The organism is Azonexus fungiphilus (assembly GCF_003634965.1).
GTDB lineage: Bacteria > Pseudomonadota > Gammaproteobacteria > Burkholderiales > Rhodocyclaceae > Azonexus > Azonexus fungiphilus.
The window spans coordinates 171,409-194,791 of sequence record NZ_RBXP01000016.1; the positions used below are offsets into that span (position 1 = coordinate 171,409).

General features: G+C 66.1%; 21 protein-coding genes. 10 read left to right on the forward strand and 11 right to left on the reverse strand.

Features of this window, described 5'->3' with window-relative positions; genetic code table 11:
- Positions 1–43 precede the first annotated feature (43 nt).
- The gene (gene ptsN, locus DFR40_RS11820; RefSeq protein ID WP_121458707.1) at positions 44–493 is read left to right on the forward strand and encodes a PTS IIA-like nitrogen regulatory protein PtsN; all 450 of its coding nucleotides are present in this window, start codon (positions 44–46) and stop codon (positions 491–493) included.
- Positions 494–501: 8 nt separating this feature from the next.
- Positions 502–1,437, forward strand: a complete 936-nt coding sequence (hprK, locus tag DFR40_RS11825; RefSeq protein WP_121458708.1) for an HPr(Ser) kinase/phosphatase — start codon at positions 502–504, stop codon at positions 1,435–1,437.
- Positions 1,438–1,461: 24 nt separating this feature from the next.
- Here the strand turns inward: hprK and DFR40_RS11830 are convergent, their stop codons facing one another.
- Positions 1,462–2,364, reverse strand: a complete 903-nt coding sequence (locus DFR40_RS11830; RefSeq protein ID WP_170160214.1) for an adenylate/guanylate cyclase domain-containing protein — start codon at positions 2,362–2,364, stop codon at positions 1,462–1,464.
- A 56-nt stretch (positions 2,365–2,420) separates the two neighbouring features.
- On the reverse strand, positions 2,421–3,290 hold the full coding sequence (gene ttcA, locus DFR40_RS11835; RefSeq protein WP_121458710.1) for a tRNA 2-thiocytidine(32) synthetase TtcA: 870 nt from the start codon (positions 3,288–3,290) through the stop codon (positions 2,421–2,423).
- A gap of 95 nt (positions 3,291–3,385) precedes the next feature.
- Here ttcA and DFR40_RS11840 point away from each other — a divergent pair, with 95 nt between their 5' ends.
- A complete protein-coding gene (locus DFR40_RS11840) occupies positions 3,386–4,546 on the forward strand; it encodes a class I SAM-dependent methyltransferase (protein ID WP_121458853.1) in 1,161 nt (386 codons plus the stop codon).
- Between the two features lie 53 nt (positions 4,547–4,599).
- Positions 4,600–4,788 (forward strand): YjfB family protein, encoded by a 189-nt coding sequence (locus DFR40_RS11845; RefSeq protein ID WP_121458711.1) that lies wholly within the window; start codon positions 4,600–4,602, stop codon positions 4,786–4,788.
- Here DFR40_RS11845 and DFR40_RS11850 read toward each other — a convergent pair.
- Complete coding sequence (locus tag DFR40_RS11850; RefSeq protein ID WP_121458712.1) at positions 4,778–5,584, reverse strand: alpha/beta hydrolase; 807 nt, start codon at positions 5,582–5,584, stop codon at positions 4,778–4,780. The genes DFR40_RS11845 and DFR40_RS11850 overlap by 11 nt on opposite strands.
- Before the next feature lie 68 nt (positions 5,585–5,652).
- Between DFR40_RS11850 and DFR40_RS11855 the strand changes: the two genes are divergently transcribed.
- A complete protein-coding gene (locus DFR40_RS11855; RefSeq protein WP_121458713.1) occupies positions 5,653–5,850 on the forward strand; it encodes a DUF2905 domain-containing protein in 198 nt (65 codons plus the stop codon).
- On the opposite strand, the gene DFR40_RS11860 is transcribed toward DFR40_RS11855, so the two are convergent.
- From DFR40_RS11860 to DFR40_RS11875, 4 genes are all read right to left on the reverse strand, one after another.
- The gene (locus tag DFR40_RS11860) at positions 5,818–7,053 is read right to left on the reverse strand and encodes a multifunctional CCA addition/repair protein (protein ID WP_121458714.1); all 1,236 of its coding nucleotides are present in this window, start codon (positions 7,051–7,053) and stop codon (positions 5,818–5,820) included. The genes DFR40_RS11855 and DFR40_RS11860 overlap by 33 nt on opposite strands.
- A 16-nt stretch (positions 7,054–7,069) precedes the next feature.
- Positions 7,070–8,032 (reverse strand): complex I NDUFA9 subunit family protein, encoded by a 963-nt coding sequence (locus DFR40_RS11865; RefSeq protein ID WP_121458715.1) that lies wholly within the window; start codon positions 8,030–8,032, stop codon positions 7,070–7,072.
- A 79-nt stretch (positions 8,033–8,111) separates the two neighbouring features.
- Complete coding sequence (locus tag DFR40_RS11870) at positions 8,112–10,187, reverse strand: DUF1631 family protein (RefSeq protein ID WP_170160215.1); 2,076 nt, start codon at positions 10,185–10,187, stop codon at positions 8,112–8,114.
- 94 nt (positions 10,188–10,281) lie between these two features.
- On the reverse strand, positions 10,282–12,231 hold the full coding sequence (locus tag DFR40_RS11875) for a lytic transglycosylase domain-containing protein (RefSeq protein ID WP_121458717.1): 1,950 nt from the start codon (positions 12,229–12,231) through the stop codon (positions 10,282–10,284).
- Positions 12,232–12,245: 14 nt separating this feature from the next.
- Between DFR40_RS11875 and DFR40_RS11880 the strand changes: the two genes are divergently transcribed.
- Positions 12,246–12,824 (forward strand): 5-formyltetrahydrofolate cyclo-ligase, encoded by a 579-nt coding sequence (locus tag DFR40_RS11880; protein WP_121458718.1) that lies wholly within the window; start codon positions 12,246–12,248, stop codon positions 12,822–12,824.
- On the opposite strand, the gene DFR40_RS11885 is transcribed toward DFR40_RS11880, so the two are convergent.
- The 4 genes from DFR40_RS11885 to ilvA all read right to left on the reverse strand — a co-directional run bounded on the left by DFR40_RS11885 (position 12,808) and on the right by ilvA (position 16,774).
- Positions 12,808–13,095, reverse strand: a complete 288-nt coding sequence (locus DFR40_RS11885) for a hypothetical protein (RefSeq protein WP_121458719.1) — start codon at positions 13,093–13,095, stop codon at positions 12,808–12,810. The two genes, DFR40_RS11880 and DFR40_RS11885, sit on opposite strands and share 17 nt — an antisense overlap.
- Positions 13,092–14,222 carry a MalY/PatB family protein gene (locus DFR40_RS11890; protein ID WP_121458720.1) on the reverse strand — a complete coding sequence of 377 codons (1,131 nt, stop codon included), beginning with the start codon at positions 14,220–14,222 and terminating at the stop codon, positions 13,092–13,094. Before DFR40_RS11890 ends, DFR40_RS11885 begins: the two co-directional genes overlap by 4 nt.
- The gene (gene cysK / locus DFR40_RS11895) at positions 14,219–15,151 is read right to left on the reverse strand and encodes a cysteine synthase A (protein WP_121458721.1); all 933 of its coding nucleotides are present in this window, start codon (positions 15,149–15,151) and stop codon (positions 14,219–14,221) included. Before cysK ends, DFR40_RS11890 begins: the two co-directional genes overlap by 4 nt.
- Positions 15,152–15,241: 90 nt before the next feature.
- Positions 15,242–16,774 (reverse strand): threonine ammonia-lyase, biosynthetic, encoded by a 1,533-nt coding sequence (gene ilvA, locus DFR40_RS11900; protein WP_211329784.1) that lies wholly within the window; start codon positions 16,772–16,774, stop codon positions 15,242–15,244.
- A 38-nt stretch (positions 16,775–16,812) separates the two neighbouring features.
- On the opposite strand from ilvA, the gene DFR40_RS11905 reads away from it, so the two are divergent.
- From DFR40_RS11905 to DFR40_RS11920, 4 genes are all read left to right on the forward strand, one after another.
- A complete protein-coding gene (locus DFR40_RS11905) occupies positions 16,813–17,238 on the forward strand; it encodes a YqaA family protein (protein WP_121458723.1) in 426 nt (141 codons plus the stop codon).
- Between the two features lie 88 nt (positions 17,239–17,326).
- Positions 17,327–21,202 carry a DUF3683 domain-containing protein gene (locus DFR40_RS11910; protein ID WP_121458724.1) on the forward strand — a complete coding sequence of 1,292 codons (3,876 nt, stop codon included), beginning with the start codon at positions 17,327–17,329 and terminating at the stop codon, positions 21,200–21,202.
- A gap of 108 nt (positions 21,203–21,310) precedes the next feature.
- The gene (locus DFR40_RS11915) at positions 21,311–21,736 is read left to right on the forward strand and encodes an HIT family protein (protein WP_245985674.1); all 426 of its coding nucleotides are present in this window, start codon (positions 21,311–21,313) and stop codon (positions 21,734–21,736) included.
- Positions 21,737–21,740: 4 nt separating this feature from the next.
- On the forward strand, positions 21,741–23,348 hold the full coding sequence (locus DFR40_RS11920) for a hypothetical protein (protein ID WP_121458726.1): 1,608 nt from the start codon (positions 21,741–21,743) through the stop codon (positions 23,346–23,348).
- The last annotated feature ends 35 nt before the right edge of the window (positions 23,349–23,383 follow it).

Sequence of the window (23,383 nt, forward strand, 5' to 3'; positions counted from 1 at the left end):
ACCGCACCCCGAGCGGGTGCGGTTTTTTAGCTGCCCAATTTCCATGAACCCTCTAGACAATATTCTGACTGCCGACCAGGTCCTGCTCGATCTGGATGCGAGCAGCAAGAAGCGCGTTTTCGAACAGGCCGGCATGCTTTTCGAGGGCCGTCTCGGGATGTCCCGGTCGCTGATTTTCGACAGCCTGTTCGCGCGCGAGAAACTCGGATCGACCGGCCTGGGTCAGGGTGTGGCCATCCCCCACGGCCGCATCAAGGGCCTCAAGCAGGCTGCCGGCGCACTTATCCGCCTGGCGACACCGATTCCCTTCGATTCGCCGGACGGCCGTCCGGTGACCCTGCTGTTCGTCCTGCTGGTGCCCGAACAGGCGACCGAGGAGCATCTCCAGATCCTGTCCGAACTTGCCCAGCGTTTCTCCGACCGGGCCTTCCGTGAAGCGCTGCAGGGCGCTGCCGACGCCGAGACCGTGCTCGGCCTGTTCCAGAAGTCCTGATCGCGGTCGTGCGTCACATCAGTCTGGAGCAGCTTTACCAGGACAACCGGGAAAAGCTGCTGTTCAACTGGCTGGTTGGCCAGATGAGCGAGCGGCGGATCGAACTCAAGGCGGCTTCGAATTACGGTGCCGACGTTGTCGGCCACATCAACATCATCCACCCCGAACGCCTGCAGGTCATGGGCCAGGCCGAGTATGACTGGGCCATGCGCATCGGCGAGCGGCGCTTCGGCCAATTGTTCATCGACCTGCTGTCGGCCAAGACGCCGGCAATGATCGTCGCCGACGGCCTGAAGCCGCCCGAATTCATCGTCGAAGCCTGTCGCAGTGCCGATGTTCCCTTGATCCTGTCGCCCAAGCATTGCTCGGCGGTCATCGATCACCTGCGCATCTACCTGTCGGCGCGACTTGCCGATACCGTCAGCCTGCATGGGGTGTTCATGGACGTCCTCGGCATGGGCGTGCTGATCACCGGCGATTCCGGCGTCGGCAAGTCGGAACTGGCGCTCGAGCTGATTTCGCGTGGGCATGGCCTGGTTGCCGACGATGTCGTCGAAATGGCACGGATCGCCCCGACGACGATCGAGGGTCGTTGCCCGGGGATGCTGCGCGATTTTCTCGAAGTGCGCGGGCTGGGGCTGCTCAATATCCGGACGATTTTCGGCGAAACCGCCTCGCGCCGGAAAATGAAGCTGAAGCTGATCGTGCACCTGCAGCGCACGCTCGCCTCCGAGGATGCGCCGCGCTTGCCTCTCGACGCGCAAAGCCAGGAAGTCCTCGGGGTGCCGATCCGCAAGGTGGTGATTCCGGTTGCCGCCGGGCGCAATCTGGCCGTCCTGCTCGAAGCGGCGGTACGCAACACGATCCTTCAGTATCGCGGGATCGACAGCATGCAGGATTTTGTCGACCGGCAAAGCCGGATGATGAACGACGGTGACCTGTAGTCCGGCAGATGCCGGGTCCCGTGATCAGAGGTGTTCGAACTCGACGCGTTCCGACGCCGTATCGTTGGCCGAGCTGCCGAAGCAGATGATGCCGCTGCCGTCGAGCAAGGCTTCGTGCTTGCGGACGAGAATCTCCTGGCGCCCGCGCATCGTCAGGAAGCTGCCGTTGGTGCTCGTATCGACCAGATAATAGCCGTCGCTGCGGCGCTCGATCCGTGCGTGCTGTCGCGAAACCCGCCGGTTCTCGACGAGCAGCTTGCACGACGGGTCGCGGCCGAGGCTGAGCATCGGCGTTTTGTCGTCGATCAGGAAGGCCTTGCCCCGATAGCGCAGGCAGAGGCGCTCGGCGAGCTGCTTGGCGCCGCTGTGCGGACCGAACATTGAGTGCTGTTGCGGGGCGCCGGCGCTGGGTACCGGCCAGTGCAGCTGAAACAGCGAGAATCCGCCGTCGCCTTCGCTGAGTTCGCCGAGTTCCTTGCAGGGCACGACCTGAAGCAACGCGCTGCCGGGCAGTGCGCGGATGACTGGCGCGCTGCACAGGATCTGGTCGCCGCGCGCCAGACCGGCGATACGCATCAGGTTGCCGAGCTTCTCGGTGGTCGGCAATTCGCTTGCGGCATTGCCGTTGTCGTGCAGGGCGATGCGGATGTTCAGCTTGTGCCCGGAGACCGGCGGCAGGTCGGCAATGCGCTGGTGCATGTCGATGGCCGACTGACAGGCGTCCTCGGCGCTGGGGAACAGCGCCAGAATTTCGTCGCCGACGACCTGCCGGGTGATGCCGCGGTAAGCTTCAATCGATCGTGTCATCCGCTTGATGCAGCGGTCGATCGCCCGCTCGGCTTCCTGCTCGGTCAGGCGCTGGTGCAACGAGGCGCTGCCGGTGATGTCGGCGACCATGACGACGGGGATCGGGTGCGACGCATTCATGACGGGGATCGGCTCCTTGGACGGCCGATTATATGACGAAGCACCCGGCCCGTGCATTATGCGGTGTGGGTGATCGGGATCGTGCCGCTGATCGGCAGTTCCTCGGCGTCGAAGGCGATGTCGCCCTCCTCGACCGGCGTATCCAGCGTCAGGCCACGGAAGTCGAACAGGTCGTTGTCGCCGAGGTGCGACGGGACGATGTTCTGGATGGCGGTGAATACCGATTCGGTACGTCCTGGGTAGCGCCTGTCCCACTCGTGCATCATTTCCTTGACCTTCTGGCGCTGCAGGTTTTCCTGGGAACCGCAGAGGTTGCAGGGAATGATCGGAAATTCCATGGCGCGGGCAAACTTCGCGATATCGGCTTCGGAGCAGTAGGCGAGCGGCCGGATGACGATGTGCGCCTTGTCATCGGTGACCAGCTTCGGCGGCATGGCCTTCATCTTGCCGCCGAACAGCATGTTCAGGAACAGCGTGTGCACCATGTCGTCGCGGTGGTGGCCGAGGGCGATCTTGTTGGCGCCGAGTTCCTTGGCGGTGCGGTAGATGATGCCGCGGCGCAGGCGCGAGCATAGCGAACAGGTGGTTTTGCCCTCGGGAATCTTGTCCTTGACGATCGAGTAGGTGTCGGCCTCGACGATGCGGTATTCGATGCCGAGCGATTCGAAATAGCGCGGCAGGACGTCTTCCGGAAAACCCGGCTGCTTCTGGTCGAGGTTCATCGCGATCAGGCGGAACTTGACCGGCGCCCGTTGCTGCAGCGCCATCAGCATCGCCAGCAGCGTGTAGGAATCCTTGCCACCCGAGCAGCAGACCAGGATGGTATCGCCGTCCTCGATCATGTTGTAGTCCATGATCGCCTTGCCGGTACGGCCTTCGAGGAATTTGCGGAGTTTTTGCACGTTGGCGGAGAGCGGAGTATTCATGTTCGGCTGATTTTTGCGGATTTCTGGCGGTCGACCGTTGCGGGCCGCCAGTTTACACGTGCCGGCGAATTAGAATGCAGGCTTTTGCCGTCGCCATGAGTCAACTTCCCCTTCCTTCCGATGCAGCCTTGGCGCACAGCGCCGAACTGCATGGCGCGATTGTCCGCGAGATCGAGGCGGCCGGCGGCTGGCTGTCGTTCGCCCGCTACATGGAACTGGCGCTCTACGCGCCGGGGCTCGGCTACTACTCGGCTGGCGCGCGCAAGTTCGGTGCCGCCGGCGACTTCGTCACGGCGCCCGAGATGACTGTCCTGTTCGGTGAAGCGCTGGCGAACCAGGTCGCTCAAGTGATGGCCGCGACGCAGCCGCAACTGATCGAGGTCGGTGCCGGCTCCGGCCGGCTGGCCGCCGACCTGCTGCTGGCCCTGGAGCGACTGTCGGCACTGCCCGAGCGTTACGCCATCCTCGATCTCTCGGCTGACCTGCGGCAGCGCCAGTACGAGACCATCGCCGCGGCGGCGCCGCATCTGCTGTCCCGGGTTGAATGGCTGGATAGCCTGCCAGCGCAGTTTTCCGGCGTGGTCATCGGCAACGAACTGCTCGATGCGCTACCCGCTCACCTGGTCGTCTGGACTGGCGACGGCATCCGCGAACGCGGCGTCGCGCTTGGCGAGGATGGTCGTTTCACGTGGAACGACCGGCCGGCGACCGGGGCGCTGCTGGCAGCGGCCGAGGAGATCGGCCACCAGTGCACGCTGGCACCGGGCCATCTCTCGGAAATATCGCTGGCGGTCAGCGCCTGGTCGGCAGAATGGGGCCATCGCCTGGCGCAGGGCGCCCTGCTGCTGATCGACTACGGTTTTCCGCGCCATGAGTTCTATCATCCGCAGCGCAACAGCGGCACGCTGATGTGCCATTACCGCCATCATGCGCATCCCGATCCCTTCTACCTGCCAGGCCTGCAGGACATCACCGTGCATGTCGACTTCACCGCGGTGATCGCCGCCGCCCATGGCGCCGGACTGGATTTGCTCGGCTATGCCAGCCAGGGCCAGTTCCTGCTGAACTGCGGAATTCTCGACCGCCTGGCCGCAATCACCCCGGAGACGCCGGACTACTACCGGGCGTCGTCGGCGGTCGGCAAGCTGCTGATGCCCCATGAGATGGGCGAACTGTTCAAGGTGATCGCCATCGGTCGCGGCGTCGATGCGCCGCTGCTCGGCTTCTTGCGCGGCGATCAGGGCCACCGCCTGTAGGCGGAGAGGACTATACTGAGCGCTGGCAACAGTACTTCGAGCGAGGCAGCGACATGGACATTTCGGCAGTAAGCGGTGTGGTATCCGGCCTGGCTCAGGAGCAGACGGCGATGGCGGTGTCGATGCAGGTGCTCAGGAAGGCGATCGACATCGAGGCGGCGAGCACGTTGCAATTGCTGCAGACAGTGGCGCCGGCAAGCAATCCGCCGAATCTCGGCAACGCCGTCGATATCAAGGTTTGAGGCTGGCCAGCCAGTCCTCGATCAGGGCCGCGGCGCGCGGCCATTCCCGTTCGTGGGTGATGGCGTGGCCCATGCCGCGCAGGATGTGGCAGGGTTCGCCGTAGGTTTGTGCCGTCGACTGGACGAGGAAGGCCGGCACCAAGGCATCCTGTTCGGCGCCGACGATCAGCATCGGCGGGCGGTTCATCCGGAACAGGTTGGGCAGGTTGAACATCGACATGTCCCAGATCGCCCGCTGCGACTCGTTCTGCATCTTGCCCAGCCATTCGGCGAGCATCGCCGGGTCGGCTTCGCCGGCGAACAGCGCATCGCGCAGCGTATCGGTATCGGTGTAGTTGCCGGCGAGGATGCTGTTGATTTCGAGATAGAGCTGGGGTTTCTGCAGGAGCAGGTGAAACTGTGCGGCGATCAGGCCCTGCGGCGGCACCGAGCAGAGCAGCGCGACGGCACGGGCAGGATAGCGCTCGAGATATTTCTGGACGACGAAACCGCCCATCGAGTGACCGAGCAGCACCGGATCGACGGCCAGGGCATCGATCACCTTGCGGACATCGTCGACGTAGTCGGCGATCGACAGCCAGTCGATGCGCTGGTGATCGCTGCTGCCGCCGTGGCCGCGCAGCGACAGCGCATGGCAGGGATGGCCGGCGGCGGCGAAATGCGGCATGAAGGTCTCGGTCCACATCCAGCCGCCGGCGAAAGCGCCGTGCACGAACAGTAGCGGGGTTTTGCCGCTGTCGCTGGCGGACAGGCAGGAGAAGACTTCGAGTCCGTCGATGACTTGTTTTTCGAGCATGGGGTCGGGGCCTCGCGGCCGTGGTTAAATGCCTGCTTTCGCAGTGCGTTGGGGTGGGGATACCGGGAATGCTGAAGTGGATACTGACGCTGGTCGTCGCGATTTTCCTGCTGGGCCTGATCACGCCGCATCTCGCCCGCTTCATCCGCTTCGGGCGCCTGCCGGGCGATCTGGCGGTACGCCTGCGCGGCCGGACCTATTACTTTCCTTTCGTCAGCATCCTCGTCTTTTCGTTATTGCTCTGGCTGGTCGGGCGCCTCATCTAGCGCCAGGCGCACCGCTTCGATGCGGGCCCGGCGGATGCGTTCCGGGATCTTGCCACGGTCGACGCAGCTGGCGGCGATTTTTCCCGCATCGACGCTGTTGACCGCGGCGAGCACCCGCCGCAGCAGCTCCGGGCTGTCGTAGCGGCGCGCTTCCCAGCCGGCACGGCCGGTGTAGTCGCAGCGGCAGGTTTCGAGCAGTTCGTCGAAGCGGGCCGGGCGGCGCAGCGCATCGCATTTTTCCAGAAGCTCGACCAGCGTCGCGGCGCGCATCTCGCCGGCGCGGTGGATGGTGCCGTGGTGACGCGCCATCAGCAGCGCCAGGTCGCGACATTCGTTGGGGACGCGCAGGCGTTCGCTCATCGCCTCGCACAGCGCGACGCTGCGCAATTCATGGCCGATGTGCCGGGGCAGGATGTCGGCCGGCGTCAGTGCCTTGCCGAGGTCGTGGCAGAGCGCGGCGTAGCGGACGGTCAGCGGCAGCTTGAAGCGGGCGGCCTGGTCGATCACCATCAGCGTGTGGATGCCGGCATCGATCTCGGGGTGGTAGTCGGCCCGCTGCGGCACGCCGAACAGCGCGTCCACCTCGGGCAGCAGCCGCGCCAGTGCGCCGCATTCGCGCAGCACCTCGAGCATCCGCGACGGCCGTGCTTCGAGCAGCCCCTTGGCCAGTTCCTGCCAGACCCGTTCGGCAACCAGATGATCGACTTCGCCATCGGCGACCATGGTGCGCATCAGGACTAGGGTTTCCGGGGCGATCGTGAAGTCGTCGAAGCGTGCCGCGAAGCGGGCGATGCGCAGGATGCGCACCGGGTCTTCGGCAAAGGCCGTGCCGACGTGGCGGAGGATTTTGGCCTGCAGGTCGCGTTGACCGTCAAAGGGGTCGATCACCCTGCCCTCGCCGTCACGCGCCATCGCGTTGATGGTCAGGTCGCGGCGGGCCAGATCCTGTTCCAGAGTGACATCGGCGGCGGCGTGAAAGGTGAAGCCGTGGTAGCCGCGCCCGCTCTTGCGTTCGGTGCGAGCGAGCGCGTACTCCTCCTGGCTGTGCGGATGCAGGAACACCGGGAAATCCTTGCCGACCGGGCGGAAGCCAGCAGCGAGCATGGCTTCCGGGGTGGCGCCGACGACCACGTAATCGCGGTCGTCGCAGGGGCGGCCGAGCAGTTCGTCCCGGACGGCGCCGCCGACGATATAGACCTGCACGGCGCGGTCCGGCGCTTCAGCGTCCGGCGCGGAAGCGGAAGCTGTCGAGCTTGCCCTTCGGCGTACGGTGCGCGATATAGGTCGGCGCCACCGCTTCGACGGCGGTCGGCTGCCAGCCGGCCGGCAGACGGCAGTTGCCCTCGCAGACGCTATCGACCTGCATCGAACGCAGGTTGTCGGGCGACATCAGCGGGTTCGGCGCCAGCCACATCAGGCCGGCCTGCAGGTAGGCCCAGCCCTCGGACAGCGGGATGACGCGGGCCTGGCTGCCGGTCAGCGCGGCGGTGTAATCGACCAGCTGGCGCAGCGTGTACACCTGCGGGCCGACCAGGTCGTAGGCCTGGCCGAAGGTGGCGACGTCGCTCAGCGAATCGACGAAGGCGTCGGCAACGTCGGCTGCCCACACCGGCTGGAAGCGGGCATGGCCGAAGCCGAGCGGGAAGATCGGCGCCGTCTTGAGCACCTTGGCGAACATCGACAGGAAGGAGTCGCCGAGGCCGAAGATCACCGACGGACGGAACACGGTGACGTCGAGTTCGCCGGCAGCGGCCATCACTGCGGCTTCACCGTCGCCCTTGGAGGCGAGGTATTCGGACGGCCCCTTGGGGTCGGCCTTGAGCGCGCTCATGTGCACCAGGCGACGGACGCCGGCAGCCTTGCAGGCAGCGACGATCTTCTTCGGCAACTCGACGTGGGCGCGCGCGAAATCGGCGCTGTACGGGAACTGGACGTCGCGGCTGTGCAGGATGCCGACCAGATTGATCACCGCATCGTGACCGCTGACCAGGGCGGCCAGCGTTTCCGGGCAATGGATGTCGGCTTCCGGCATGTCCACGCCGGGCTGCATGATCAGCGCCTTGGTCCGCTCGCGGCGGCGCGTCGGCACGGTGACCTCGATGCCGCGCTGGGCCAGTCGATTGACGATGTAGGTACCGACAAAACCGCTACCCCCCAGCAGCAAGACCTTTTTGATGCTCATCCGGAACCCCGCGAAAATGTTTTCGTGAAGCTGCGATTTTACGGTAAATGCGCCGTTGCCGGCAGGGCCTCGTGGTCGTTCACCGCGCCGCTGACGCCAGCGCCCGCGCCAGTGCCCTCTCGCACAAGGCGGCCAGTGCCGGGCGAGCGGCCTCGCCGTGCTTCAGGCAGTGTTCCAGCAGTTGCGGCGGGATCGCCACCGCCAGCACCGGATCGGGGCGGAACAGCAGCCAGCGGCCGCTCCGCGGGCTCTGCCGGCAGAGGCAGAGCGACTGGCGGAGGCCGTCGAGGTTCAGTTCGATCCAGTCGCCGGCGCGCTGGGTGTCGCGTTGGCCACCGGCTGGCGGTAGCGCGAAATCGAGGGTGTGCAGGATCAGGGTGCCGGATTCGACCCGCCCCTGGACCACCTCGCGCCGGTCAGCCACCGCGTTGCCGGCGGCTGACGGCATCTGCTCGCCCGGGCCGGGCGGCCGCATTGCCCGTGTCTGCAGTTCGAAGCAGGCGTCGAGAATCCGGGTCTGCGTCTCGGCCGCCAGGCCGAGCTGCTCCATGTCTTCCTTCAGGGTCTTGAGAACGCCGGGCAACTGACGGGCCAGCGCCATCCGTTGTTCGCCGTCGGCCTTTGGCTGGAAGGTCCACAGCAGCCTGCCCAGCGCTTCAACCCGGGTCTGCCAGGCGGGGCCGTTGCGGCCATCGGCGAACCAGGCTTGTTCGAGCAGGCGTTTCCAGTCCTGGCGGAGGAAAGTCTGCAACACTGCCGGCAGTTCATCGAGTTCGCCACGGCCAAGCAGCTGCTGGATATCGCGCGCCGCTTCGTCGCGGCGCTCGACCTGTTGCAGCAGGGGCAGCCAGGCGGCCGCCTGGGTGGTGATTTGTGCGTGGCGTTCCTCGAGCAGGCGATCCAGTTCTTCGCTGGCGGCGACGAAGGCCGTGCTGCTGCCGTCGAAATCGCCACGCAGGCGCTGGACAATGGCCGCCAGACGCTGCTGCTGCGGATGCTGGGTGGCGGTCTGGCCAAGGAAGGCACGGCCGAGGCGGTCGATGGTGCCGCGTGCCGGATGGTCGTTGCGGGTGAACAGCGAGCGGTCCTTGATCGCCAGCTTGACGAGGCTGACCTGGAGGCTGGCGATCAGCAGTTTCAGTGCTTCCGGCAGTTCCGGGTCGGCGAAGATGGCATCGCAGAAGGCGCCGACTGCGTCGATCGCCTGCCCTTCGCTGGTGTTGCCGGGAATGCCGAGTTCGCGGGCGCGCACCGGGCGGGCCGCGGCCGCCGCCGGTTTGGGACTGTCGGCGAAGAGTTCCGGAATCAGCGCTTCGAGGTTGGGCGAGCTGGCGGTCAGGAAATCGCTATCGTTGCGCTGGGTCCGCTCGAGCTGCTCGAGTCGGAACATCAGGTTGTCCAGCGCCACCTGGCTGAGCAACTGGGCACCTGTCGCTATGCCGGTGCCGCCGCCGGCGGTTGCCGCCAGGCGGGCGAGCAGGCTTTCGTTGCCGGCACTGCCTGGGGCGGCGTTGCCGGTGGTCGTCGGGAGGCTGGCGGCCGGTTTCGCCGTTGCCGGTCGCGGTGCTTCCTGGGCGCTGACGATGCTGGCTTGCGCGGTGGCAGCGCCGGCCCGGTCGAGCAGCCCGTCGATCTGGGTGTAGATGGCTGGCAGGCCCTCGCCGAGAACGATTTCGATGCGGTCGAGGAGATCGAGCTTGTCGTCGAGCGTGGTCGCGCCGGCAGCCTTGAACAGCGTCTGCAGTCCCTGGATGATGCCCTGGGGACCGACCGGATTATGGGTTTTCGGCAGGTCCGGACGATCGAGCAGCGTGATGAAGCGCAGATGGGTCTTCCACAGCGGTACGCTGGTGCTCTCGGCGAGGCGGTTGCACAGGCCGTCGAGGCGGATGTTGAGTTCGAGGTCGTCGTCGCCGACCAGCGAGATGCGCGACGAAGTCAGGCCGCGCGCCTCTTCACTGAAGCTGCCGAGGCGCCGGCTAACCTGCATGTCGTCGAAATGCTTGCCGGTACCCTGGAGGATCGCCGCGATCGCGGCTTCCGAGACCAGCTGGCAATCGCGGAGCAAGGCCGCGAGCTGGGCGAGATAGTAGCTGCGGCATTCCAGGAGAATGTCGTAGCGGTCGGGCCGGTCGGTTTTGGGCGCGGATTTCACGTTCGAGTGGTCGGACTCCCGGCTGTCGTGCGCATGGCTGCGCCGTTTGCCGAAAAAGGCATTCTCGCAGTTTTGCGACAATGTGGCACGTTTTTCATGGCAGGTCGGCATCCTTCATCGCTGTCGCCGAGGCAGGCGCGACGACGCCGAGACGGCCTTTCAGCGAGTCCGCCTTGCCGTTGAACAGGGCCGAGTAGTAAACCGCGTTGCTCATCACCTTCTTGACGTAATCGCGGGTCTCCGAGAAGGGAATGGTTTCCGCGTAGATCGCGCCTTCCAGTGCCTGTTCGGCACGCCAGCGCTTGGCCCGGCCGGGACCGGCGTTATAGGCGGCGGAGGCGAGCACCGGATGATTGTCCAGGTTTTCCATGACGATGCGCATGTACGACGTCCCGAGCAGCACGTTGATCTCGGTGTCGTTGACCCGGCTGTGGCTGAAGTCGCGCAGGCCGATCTTCTTGGCGACCCACTTGGCGGTCGCCGGCATCAGCTGCATCAGGCCGGAGGCGCCGACATTCGAGCGGGCATTGCTGATGAAGCGGCTTTCCTGGCGCATCAGGCCATAGACCCAGGCGTCGTCGAGCGACTGCTCGCGGGCCACCGGGCGGATCTGCTCGCTGTAGGGCGCGAGGAAGCGCAGCGTGTAGTCGTGTTCGTTGCGGGTCCGCTCGGCGGTGTTGATGGCCCGGTCCCAGAGCTGGTTCTGGCGCGCCAGTTCGGCTGCGGCGAGGAGTTCGCGGTCGTTCATGCCGCGCAGCGCCCAGTTCCATTCGCGGACGGCTTCGGTGCGCATGTCCAGGCGGAACAGCGCCAGCGCCCGCTGCAGTGCCGGGTTGTCGCGGGCGGCCCGCAGTTCGTCGTTGCCGAGGGCGGCGGCGCGAGCCGGCGGTACGACGCTGCGGCCGAGTTCCTCGTCGGCGAGGTTGCCGTAGAAGCTGGCCTGGCCGGCGATCCGCGCAAACAGTGCGTCGGCGTCGCTGCTGCGGCCGCCGGCCTTGAAGGCGCGGCCGAGCCAGTACACCCATTCCGGACGGGCGGCGAGGCTCGCCGGCATTGCCTCGATGGCGCTGCGTACCGCGCCCCAGGCCTGCGCCCGCAAGGCGCTGCGCACCTTCCACTGGTGGTTTTCCTCGCTCAGCGGGGTGTTGCCGGCGCGCCCGTACCATTCGAGGGTTTCCGGCAGGTGCTTGCGTGCCGCCTGCAGTGCGATCTGGCTCCAGGCCCAGCGGCTTTCGCTTTCGCGCAGGCGATCCTGGCGCTTCTCGAGTTCGCGGGCGGCGATTTGCGGGTCGTTGGCGGCGACGTAACGGATGGCGATCGCCGCCAGTTCGCGGCCCTGGCGGTTGCCGTGCCAGCCGGCGCCCTGGCGGGCGAGGTAGGCCATCGCGTTCTTGACCGCGGCGTCGAAGGCGGCGGGATCGGGGATCTGGCTGTCGGGCAGGTAGTTGAGCGTGCGCCGGGCGAGTTGCGGCCGGTTCGCCTCGATCTGCAGGCGGGCGCGTTGCCAGGCCTGGTCGGCGTCGATGCGGCCGGCGCTGACCAGCGCGTCGAGCAGTGGCTGGCAGCCTTCGGGAGGTTCGAGCAGGTCCAGCCAGAGCGGCTTGATCTCGTCGAGGACGGCACGCTCGCCGCGTGCCAGGCGGGCTTGCTGGCCGATGCAGGCAAGTTCCGGCTCGGGAGCGATCAATTTCGGGTATTCGCTGGCGACGAGGTCCCAGGCGGCGCGCTTGGCCAGCCAGCGCAGCCAGTCGGCGCGCAGCTTCTCGGCGACGTAGCTGCCGTCGTTGGCGGCCAGGAAGGCCGGGATGCCGCTGCTGTCGTCGCGCGCCATCAGGTTGCGCAGCCGGTAGTTTTCGGCGTAGCTCGCCAGGCGGTGGTTGCCGATGCCGGCGACGGCCGCCTCCAGGCGGGCCAGGTCGCCCTTGCGGAAGGCCTCGCGGGCGGCGATGAAACGGCTGTCGTCGACGCCCTGGGCGGCAACGGGGGCGGCGCTGCCAAGGCTGGCGGCAAGGACGGCGGCGGCGAGAAAAACGCGGAACTTCATGCTAGATTCGGTGGATGGAAAGTCGGTTCGAGGATAGCACGGCACGGCGCCAGGCCCTGCGGCGCGAAATGGTAAATCGTCGGGCGGCGCTCGATGCCGCGACGCACGCCCGGCGCTCGGCGGAAATCGTCGAAATCTTGCGGTCGACCGTGAAAATGCCGCAGATTTGCGCCTTCTGCTGGCCGATCAAGCACGAGCCCGACGTCCGCGCCATCGTCGACGACTGGCTCGGCCAGGGCGCCCGCGCCGCGCTGCCGGTGGTCGATGCGCCGGGCGCGCCGCTGCGCTTTCGCGAATGGACGCCGACGGCGCTGCTGGCGCCCGACCGCTACGGCATCCCGACGCCGGTCGCTGGCGACTGGCTGGTCCCCGACCTGATCCTGATTCCGCTCAACGGCTTCGACGCCGCCGGCTATCGCCTCGGCTACGGCGGCGGTTTCTTCGACCGCACGCTGGCGGCGCTGGTGCCGCGACCGCTGACGGTCGGCGTCGGTTTCGAGATCAACCGCATCGACAGCATCCAGCCCGAGGCCCACGACCAGCGCCTCGACTGGATCGTTACCGAGGCCGGCGCTTTCAGCTGCGGCGGCTGATGCCAGTGAGCGCGAGCGCGGCAAGCAGGCCGGCACAGCCGACCAGCAGCGCCTGGCGCAGGTCGTAGAGGCCGGTCTTGAGCGCCAGCTCGAGGGCGTAGCCATGGTGCAGGCCGAGCAGCAGCGCGGCCACTGCGAGCAGCAGCCAGCGTCGGCGACTGGCGGCCGGCTGCGCCTTGTGGAAAAAGCACTCGAGGGCGACGCCGCAGGCGACCGACTGGCCGAGCAAGCCGAGGCCGAGGGCGATCAGGCTGAGCTGGTAGGCGTTCATGCGGCGGCGGCACCGGCGGCGAGCCGGCTCAGGGCCTGTTCGAGGGTGGCCGGCGGGCAGCCGAAATTGAGGCGCAGCCAGCCCGGGGCGCCGAAATCGCGGCCGTCGGAGAGACCGATGCCGTGCTGCTCGAAATGCGCCTGCGCATCGGTGAGGCCGAGTCCGCGGGCGTCGATCCAGGCCAGGTAGGTGGCTTCGACATGGTGCATTTTCAGGCCCGGCAGGCGGTCGACCGTCAACTCGACGCGGTCGCGGTTGGCGCGCAGCACCGCCAGCAGTTCGCGGTGCCAGTCGCCGCAGTCGCGGTAGGCGGCCTCGCAGGCGGCCAGGCCGAGCACGTTCGGATGCGGCACGATGCCGTCCATCGCGCGCAGGAAGCGGCGGCGCAACGCGGCGTCGGGAATCACCGCAAAGGCGCAGCCGAGACCGGGAATGTTGAAGGTCTTCGACGGCGCCATCAGCGTGATGCTGCGCCGCGCCGCTTGCGGCGACAGGCTGGCGAAGGGAATGTGCCGCCGCGTCTCGTCGAGGACCAGGCCGCAGTGGATTTCGTCGGCGCAGACGACGAGGTCGTGGCGCTCGGCGAAATCGGCCAGGTCGAGCAGTTCGTCGCGCCGCCAGCAGCGGCCGACCGGATTGTGCGGGTGACAGAGCAGGAACAGCCGGGTGTTGACGGTCGACGCCGCGGCCAGGGCATTTTTGTCCCAGTGCCAGCCGGCATCGTCGGCGACCAGGTCGGCCCGGTGCAAGGTCCGCCCGGCGAGGCGCGGTGCCGACAGGAACGGCGGGTAGATCGGCGCCGCCGTCAGGACATCGCCGTCGATGGCGCGACAGGCGATGTTCAGGCCGCTGACCAGGCCCGGCAGCCAGACGATCGCCTCGGCCGCGATACGCCAGTCGTATTCGCTTTCAAGGTGAGCGAGCACTGACTCCGTCAGCGCCGGCCCGGGCTGGCCGTAGCCGAATACCGGATGGGCCAGGCGTTCCTGCAGCGCGGCGAGGACTGCCGGCGGGGCGGCGAAGTCCATGTCGGCGACCCACAGCGGCAGGATGTCGCGTCCGGCGTAGCGGCCCCACTTGATCGAGTCGGAGCCGCGCCGGTCGATGACGGCGGTGAAGTCGCTCACACCGCCAGGTGTTCGTAGAGCGCCGTCGACAGGTAGCGCTCGCCGCAGGACGGGATGAGGACGACAATCAGCTTGCCGGCGTTCTCGGGACGGCGCGCCAGTTCGAGCGCGGCCCAGGTGGCGGCGCCGGACGAGATGCCGACGAGCAGGCCCTCCTCGGTTGCCATCCGGCGGGCGGTGGTGAAGGCGTCGTCGTTCCTGACGCGGATGACTTCGTCGTAGACCGCGGTGTTGAGGATGCCCGGAACGAAACCGGCGCCGATGCCCTGGATCGGGTGCGGCCCCTTCTGGCCGCCGGAGAGGACCGGCGAGGCATCGGGTTCGACAGCGACGACCCGGACGCCCGGCTTCTTCGCCTTGAGCGTCTCGCCGACGCCGGTGACGGTGCCGCCGGTGCCGACGCCGGCAACGAAGATGTCGACCTGGCCGTCGGTGTCACGCCAGATTTCCTCGGCGGTGGTGGTGCGGTGGATGGCCGGGTTGGCCGGGTTCTCGAACTGCTGCGGGATGAAGTACTTCGGGTCGGACTCGGCCAGCGCCTGGGCGCGGGCGATGGCGCCGCCCATGCCTTCCGGCCCCGGCGTCAGGATCAGCTCGGCGCCGTAGGCCTTGAGCAGAAGCTTGCGCTCGCGGCTCATGGTCTCGGGCATGGTGAAGGCGCACTTGATGCCGCGGGCGGCGCAGACCATCGCCAGGCCGATGCCGGTGTTGCCCGAGGTCGGCTCGAGGACGACGCTGTCCGGGCCGATCTTGCCGGCGGCGATGGCGGCGTCGAGCATGGCGACCGCGATGCGGTCCTTGACGCTGTGGCCGGGGTTGAAGAATTCCAGCTTGGCGACGACGCGGGCGCCGCTGCCGGCGGTCAGGCGGTTGATTTCGACCAGTGGCGTGTTGCCGACCAGTGCGCTGATGTTGCTGGCGATGTTCATCAAGGTTCTCCGGGGGATGTTGGCCGCAGTCTAGCGAGCGTGCTGATTACCGCAAAGAATGAAATCGCAGTTCCTTATCAGTTTTCGTGCTTAACCGAGGAAAAGCTTGTACACCGGGTTGTCGGTTTCGTCGATGTGGGCGTAGCCGAGCTGCTGCAGGAAGTCGCGGAAGGCGGCCATGTCGGCCGCCGGCACCTGCATGCCGACGAGCACCCGGCCGTAGTCGGCACCGTGGTTGCGGTAGTGGAACAGGCTGATGTTCCAGCCGCTGCTCATCTTCTCGAGGAAGTTCATCAGGGCCCCCGGGCGCTCCGGGAACTCGAAGCGGTAGACCAGTTCCCTGACGTCGTCGCGGCAGACCTGCGGCGCGTGGCCGCCGACCATGTGGCGGACGTGGTTCTTGGCCATCTCGTCGTCGCTCAGGTCGAGCGCCGGGTAGCCATGCTTGTGCAGGCTGTCGAGCAGCTTCAGCGATTCCTTGCGGTCGTTGACCTGGATGCCGACATAGACGTGCGCTTCGCTGCCGGAGTTGTAGCGGTAGTTGAATTCGGTGACGTTGCGCTCGCCGATCAGGGCCAGGAATTTCTTGTAGGCGCCGGGCTTTTCCGGCAGCGTGACGGCGAACACCGCCTCGCGTTGCTCGCCGAACTCGGCGCGCTCGGCGACGAAGCGCAGGCGGTCGAAGTTCATGTTGGCACCGGACGTCACGGCGACCAGGTTCTTGTCCTTGAGCTTGTGCTGGCGGGCGTATTCCTTGGCGCCGGCGACGGCGAGCGCGCCCGAGGGTTCGAGAATCGAACGGGTGTCCTCGAAGACGTCCTTGATCGCCGCACAGATCGCGTCGGTATCGACCAGGATGACCTCGTCGAGGTGTTCGCGGCAGAGGCGGAAGGTCTCCTCGCCGACGTACTTGACCGCGGTGCCGTCGGCGAACAGGCCGACCTGCGGCAGGCGGACGCGGTGACCTTTGGCGATCGACTGCTTCATCGCGTCGGCATCGAAGGTCTCGACGCCGATCACCTTGATTTCCGGGCGCAGGCGCTTGATGTAGGCAGCCACCCCGGCAGCCAGGCCGCCGCCGCCAATGGCGCAGAAGACAGCATGGATCGGTCCGTTGTGGCGGGCGTGCTGGCGCAGGATCTCGAGCGCCACGGTGCCCTGGCCGGCGATCACCTCGGGATCGTCGAAGGGATGGACGAAGGTCAGTTTTTCCGACTTCTCGAGTTCCAGCGCGTGAGCATAGGCTTCGTCGAAGGATTCGCCGTGCAGCACGACTTCGCCGCCGCGCTGCCTGACGGCATCGATCTTGATCCCCGGCGTCGACACCGGCATCACGATCACCGCCCGGCAGCCAACCCTGGCCGCCGACAGTGCCACGCCCTGGGCATGGTTGCCGGCCGAGGCGCAGATCACGCCCCGCTTGAGCTTCTCGGCCGAGAGGCTGGCGATCTTGTTGTAGGCGCCGCGCAGCTTGAACGAGAACACCGGCTGCATGTCCTCGCGCTTCAGCCAGATCCGGTTGTGCACCCGCGTCGACAGGTTGCCGGCCAGGTCCAGTGGTGTTTCCACCGCGACATCGTAAACCTGGGCATTGAGGACTTTTTCGAGATAATCCGGGTGCATCGCGCGCAATTCATTCAGGCAAAACGGAGATTCTACGGGTGGAGTGGCTAAACGTCACGGCGGAACACGGGCTGGCCGGCCTGTTGCTCGCCAGTTTTCTCGCGGCAACCGTCCTTCCCGGCGGTTCCGAGGCCGTTCTCTGGGGTTTCCTGAAAATTCACCCGGAACAGGCGTCGACCGCAATATGGCTGGCGACGCTGGGCAATACCGCCGGCGGCATGACCTCCTGGGCCTGCGGCCGCTTCCTGCCGCGCTGGCAAGGCCTCGACCGCCTGCCCCGGATGCACCACCTGCAGCGCTGGGGCAGCCCGGCCCTGCTCTTTGCCTGGTTGCCGCTAGCCGGTGACGCCTTGTGCATCGCCGCCGGCTGGTTGCGTCTGCACTGGCTGCCGTGCTGCCTGTTCATGGCGCTTGGCAAGGGGGCGCGCTACTGGCTGGTGGCGCAGGGGGCGCTGGCAAACTGAACCGACAGTCCTTTCCCCGGTCTACCGGCCCCGCGTGTTGCGCCGCAATACGCTAAAATCCATCTTTTGACAGATCCCGGCTGCTCCCATGACCGCCCGCCTGCGCGAAATCCCCTACAACTACACCTCGTTTTCCGACCGCGAAATCGTCATCCGCCTGCTCGGTGCCGACAACTGGGCGATCCTCGACGAACTGCGCAGCGAGCGCGTCACCGGCCGTTCGGCAAGGATGCTCTACGAGGTTCTCGGGGACATCTGGGTGGTCCAGCGCAACCCCTATCTCGAGGACGATCTGCTCGACAACCGCGAACGTCGCGAGGCGCTGGTCAGCGCCCTGCGCCATCGCCTGAAGGAAGTCGAGAAACGTCGTGCCGAGAGCGAAGCCGAGGATCCCGAGCGCTCGGAAAAGGTCCGCCGCCTGGTGGTCGCCGCACAGCAGGCGGTCGATCGTTTCGAAACCCGTTTCGGCGAGACCCTGGACTTGCGCCGCAAGGTGCTCAAGGCACTGGGCAAGCACACCCGCCGCGACAACATCGCCTTCGACGGTCTGGCCCGCGTCTCGCACGTCACCGATGCCACCGACTGGCGTGTCGAATACCCCTTTGTCGTCCTCTATCCCGACACCGAGGAAGAGATCGGCCACCTCGTGCGCGGCTGCATCGAGGCAGGCCTGACCATCATCCCGCGTGGCGGCGGTACCGGCTATACCGGCGGCGCCGTGCCGCTGACGCCGCATTCGGCGGTGATCAACACCGAGAAGCTGATCGACATCGGCCCGGTCGAGGAACTGGTGCTGGCCGGCCACGAAACGCCGTACGCGACCATCCGTACCGGCGCCGGCGTCGTCACCGAGCGCGTTGCCGAAGCCGCCAGCGCGGCCGGCCGCGTCTTTGCCGTCGACCCGACCTCGGCTTCGGCCTCGTGCATCGGCGGCAACATCGCCATGAACGCCGGCGGCAAGAAGGCCGTGCTCTGGGGAACCGCACTCGATAACCTGGCCTGGTGGAAGATGGTCGACCCGGACGGCAACTGGCTGGAAGTCGAACGCGTCAATCACAACTACGGCAAGATCCACGAGCAGGAAAACGTCGAATTCCGCGTCAAGCGTTTCGATCCTTCCGGCAAGAAATTCCTCGGCGAGGAAATCCTGGTCATGCCCGGCGCTGCCTGCCGCAAGATCGGGCTGGGCAAGGACGTCACCGACAAGTTCCTCGGCGGCATTCCCGGCGTGCAGAAGGAAGGCACCGACGGCATCATCGTCGCTGCCCGCTGGGTGCTGCACAAGATGCCGCCGGTGACGCGCACCGTCTGTCTGGAATTCTTCGGCCAGGTCCGCGAAGCAGTGCCGGCGATTGTCGAGATCACCGACTACTTCAAGCCGGGCGGCGCCGGTAACGCTGCCGGCGTGCAGCTGGCCGGCCTCGAACACCTCGACGAGCGCTATGTGAAGGCGGTCGGCTACGCGACCAAGGCCAAGCGCCACGGCCGCCCGAAGATGGTGTTGATCGGCGACATCGTCGGTCACGACGAGAAGGCGGTGATGGCCGCCGCCTCCGAAGTCGTGCGCATGTGCAACCTGCGCGCCGCCGAAGGCTTCATTGCGGTCGACGCCGAAACGCGCAAGAAATTCTGGCTCGACCGTTCGCGCACCGCAGCCATCTCGCGCCATACCAACGCCTTCAAGGTCAATGAAGACGTGGTCATCCCGCTGCCGCGCATGGGCGAATACTGCGACGGCATCGAGCGCATCAACATCGAGCTGTCGACGCAGAACAAGCTGGCGTTGTGCGATGCGCTGGCCGACTTCCTCAAGGGCGACCTGCCGCTGCACTCGGGCGACGCCAACCTCGACAAGGACGTGCTGATCGGCGACCGCCGCCAGGCTGCCCTGGACTATGTCGAGGCCGTCCGCCTGCGCTGGGAATGGCTGCTGGACAATCTCGACCTGCCGCTGGCCGAAGCCGAGTCGCGTTTTGCTTCTTACGGCGTGGTTGCCGGCGAACTGAGCAACAAGGCTGCCAACCCCACCCTCTTCCACCGCCTGCAGGACTATTCCGTGCGCACCTCGTGGAAGCAGGAGCTGAAGGCGCGCCTGGCCAAGATCTTCGACGGCACGATCTATCGGCCGATCCTCGAGCGGATCGAGGCGATCCACAAGGAAGTCCTGCGTGGCCGCGTCTTCGTCGCGCTGCACATGCATGCCGGCGACGGCAACGTGCATACCAACATCCCGGTCAACTCCGACAACTACGCGATGCTGCAGACGGCCAACAAGGCGGTCGAACGCATCATGCACCTGGCGCGTGGCCTGGACGGCGTCATCTCTGGCGAACACGGCATCGGCATCACCAAGCTGGAGTTCCTGACCGACGACGAGATCGGCCCCTTCCGCGCCTACAAGCAGAAGGTCGACCCGCACGGCCGCTTCAACAAGGGCAAGCTGATGCACGGCGGTGACCTGAGCAACGCCTACACGCCGTCGTTCAGCCTGCTCGGCACCGAATCGCTGATCATGGAACAGTCGGAGATCGGCAAGATTTCCGAGATGGTCAAGGACTGCCTGCGCTGCGGCAAGTGCAAGCCGGTCTGCTCGACGCACGTGCCGCGCGCCAACCTGCTCTACAGCCCGCGCAACAAGATTCTCGCCACCTCGCTGCTGGTCGAGGCCTTCCTTTATGAAGAGCAGACCCGGCGCGGCATCTCGCTCAAGCACTTCGACGAATTCAACGATGTCGCCGACCACTGCACGGTCTGCCATCGCTGCTTCAAGCCTTGCCCGGTCGACATCGATTTCGGCGATGTTTCGGTGGCCATGCGCAATTTCCTGCGCAAGCAGGACAAGAAGCGCTTCAGTCCGGGCACTGCGGCGGCGATGACCTACCTGAACCTGAAGGATCCGGCGACGATCAAGCTGATGCGCGGCGTCATGATGGACTTCGGCTTCAAGGCCCAGCGTCTGGCGCACAAGGCGGCCAAGGCCCTGCACCTGGTCCAGGATACGCGCAAGCATCCGCCGGCCTCGCTCGGCGCGCCGACGGTCAAGACCCAGGTCATTCACTTCCTCAACCGGCCGATGCCGGGCAACCTGCCCAAGCGCACCTCGCGCGCCTTGCTCGACATCGAGGACGACAAGGTCATCCCGGTGATCCGCAACCCGAAGAAGACGACCGAGGAGTCGGATGCCGTCTTCTACTTCCCCGGCTGCGGCTCCGAGCGCCTGTTCTCGCAGGTCGGCCTGGCCACCCAGGCGATGCTCTACGAAGTCGGTGCGACTACCGTGCTGCCCCCGGGTTACCTGTGCTGCGGCTATCCACAGAATGCCTCGGGCGATGCCGACAAGGGCCAGAAGATCACCACCGACAATCGCGTGCTTTTCCACCGCGTTGCCAACACGCTGAACTATCTCGACATCAAGACGGTGATTGTTTCATGTGGAACATGCATGGATCAGTTGCAGAAGTACCAGTTCGAGAAGATCTTCCCGGGGTGCCGCCTGCTCGACATCCACGAGTACCTGATGGAAAAGGGGCTGAAGCTGGAGGGCGTCCAGGGCACGCGCTACATGTACCACGACCCTTGCCACACGCCGATGAAGGCCTACAACCCGCTGGCCGTGACCAAGACACTGATGGGCCAGGATGTGCCGCTGACCGACCGCTGTTGCGGCGATTCCGGTTCCTTCGCCTACTCGCGTCCGGATATCGCCACCCAGGTGAAGTTCCGCAAGCAGCAGGAAATCGAGAAAGGCGCCGAGAAGCTGCGTGCCGATGGTTTCCAGGGCGAGGTCAAGATATTGACCTCCTGCCCGGCCTGTCTGCAGGGGCTGTCGCGTTACGACGACGATGCCGGCACCCAGGCCGACTACATCGTCGTCGAGATGGCCAAACACCTGCTCGGCGACAACTGGATGGCCGACTATGTCGGCAAGGCGAATTCCGGCGGCATCGAACGCGTCTTGCTTTGAATCAAGGGCTTTAACCACGGTCGACCGCAGAATTGACGATGTTTTGCACGGTCCACTTGCAGTTGGGGGTGGGCGGTGCAATCCTATGCAAAACTGATGGATTCGATCGTGACTGAAAGCGCTTGCGAACTTTGCACCGGCCCCGGCGGCCGCGTCCTCTGGCAATCGGCCGAGTGCCGCGTGGTCCGCGTCGACGATCCGGCCCTGCCCGGCTTCTGCCGGGTGATCTGGGGCGCCCATGTGCGCGAGATGAGCGATCTGCCACGGTCCGAGCGCCAGCGGCTGATGGCTGTCGTTTTTGCCGTCGAAGCCGCGGTGCGCGAACTGTTTGAACCGGACAAGATCAATCTCGCCAGCTTCGGCAATGTCGTTCCGCATCTGCATTGGCACGTCATTCCGCGTTGGCGCGACGACCGCCATTTTCCGGAACCGATCTGGGGACGCCTGCAGCGGGAGCGCCAGCCGGAACGGCCGCCCGTCGACGACGCGACGCTGACCCGGGCGATCGTGCGCAACCTGCCCGAGGGAGAGTGAGGGGATGAGCGAAAAACCGCAGGAAAAGCTGCTCGATATCGCCGATCTGGTCGCCGGGATGGATTATCTCGCCGGCCTGATGCTGGCCAATCCTTCGGTTGCCGAACGGCAGCTGACCGATTTCCTGGATGCCTTGCTCACTTCGCCGCCCGATCCCGGCGTGCTCTTCCAGTTGCTCGAGCAGGCCCGGGCGCCGCTCTGCTTCGTCGAAGAGGAGATGGCCCGTTTCTATCACAACAAGGCGGTGCCGCTGACGCCCGAGGAAGACAATGCCTTCCAGATGGTGATCCAGGCCTGGCGGCGGATGGGTCGTGCCTATGCGCTGTGTGCCAGCCTAGAGGAACCGGCCGAGGGCGAAGCGGCCTATCGCGAGTTGATGGCGACCATCCTGCACCGCTGCATCTACTACAACGGGATGATCATCATCGAGCACTACCGGGCGCGTCGCGAGTTGCCGCCCGGCGTCTGGCTCGACCTGCACGGATTCTACGAGACCGCCGAGGAATGGGGCATCGCCTTCACCCCGGTGAGCGACACCCTGGAAAACAGCATGCAGGCGACGCATTGTGCGGCCGCCTACGTCACCCTGCTGCTGATCGATGTTGCCAGTCCCTACAGCAACAGCGTGCGCAACCTCAACCTGATCCGGCGCTGGGCCTCGATGTGGGCGCCGCTGGTCGGTGTCGCGCCGCTCGACGACGATCTTGAATTGCCGCCTTATGTCGTCGAACTGATGAAGGACCAGCCGTTGCATCCGAGTGCCACCGTCGAGGGCTCGGCGCGCGATGTCCGGCGCCTCGATACCGGTCGGCTCGGCCTGCAGATCGATCACGCCATCGGCCAGTTACGTCTGCGTCTGACGCCGTCGCAACTCGGCCTTGGTGAGGAAAGCGCCAGTCACGTCCTGAAGCTGCTCGAGCACCTGGCCAAACCCTGGTCGCAATCGACCTCTGCCCGGCGCTTCCGACGCTTTGCCAGTGAAGGCGTGGCACGGGTCGCCACCGGTTTCGATGCGATGTACTTCCACGTTGCCGGCGAGGCCTTCGAGCAGCCGGATTCGGCAATGGCTTATTCGCGGGGGGACTTCGACCAGCTATTCACCTTCCGCGACCGTGCCGATCCTGCGCAGGCGCTGGTGATCCGGCCGCGGGTCGAGTTTCCGGTCGAGGAGTGGTCGGTCATCAATCATTCCGCCAACGGCTTCCGACTGGGGCGCAGCATGGCCGGCCAGCGCGTGCTGCACGGCCAGTTGATGGCGGTCTGTCCGCATGACGGCGAACGTTTCCTGCTGGCCTACGCGACCTGGCTGATGGAAGAGGAAAGCGGCGGGCTGGTCGTCGGCGTCGCCACCCTGCCCGGCATTCCACAGGCGATCGGTTTCCGTCCCCTCGATCAGGCGGGCGCCCCGACCATCGAGCGCTTCGCGCCGGCCTTTGCACTGCCGGCGCTACCGGCGATCGGCGAGGACATTTCGCTGGTACTGCCGCCCGGCTACTACCATGCCGGGCGCGAACTCGAGATCAGCAACGGCGAGCACCGGCGCAAGGTGCGCATGAATCATGTCCTGGTGCGTCAGGCCGACTTCGACCGGATCAGCATCATCGAGTTGTGAGCGGGTACCGCACCTTCAGGGTAAACTAGCGCGCT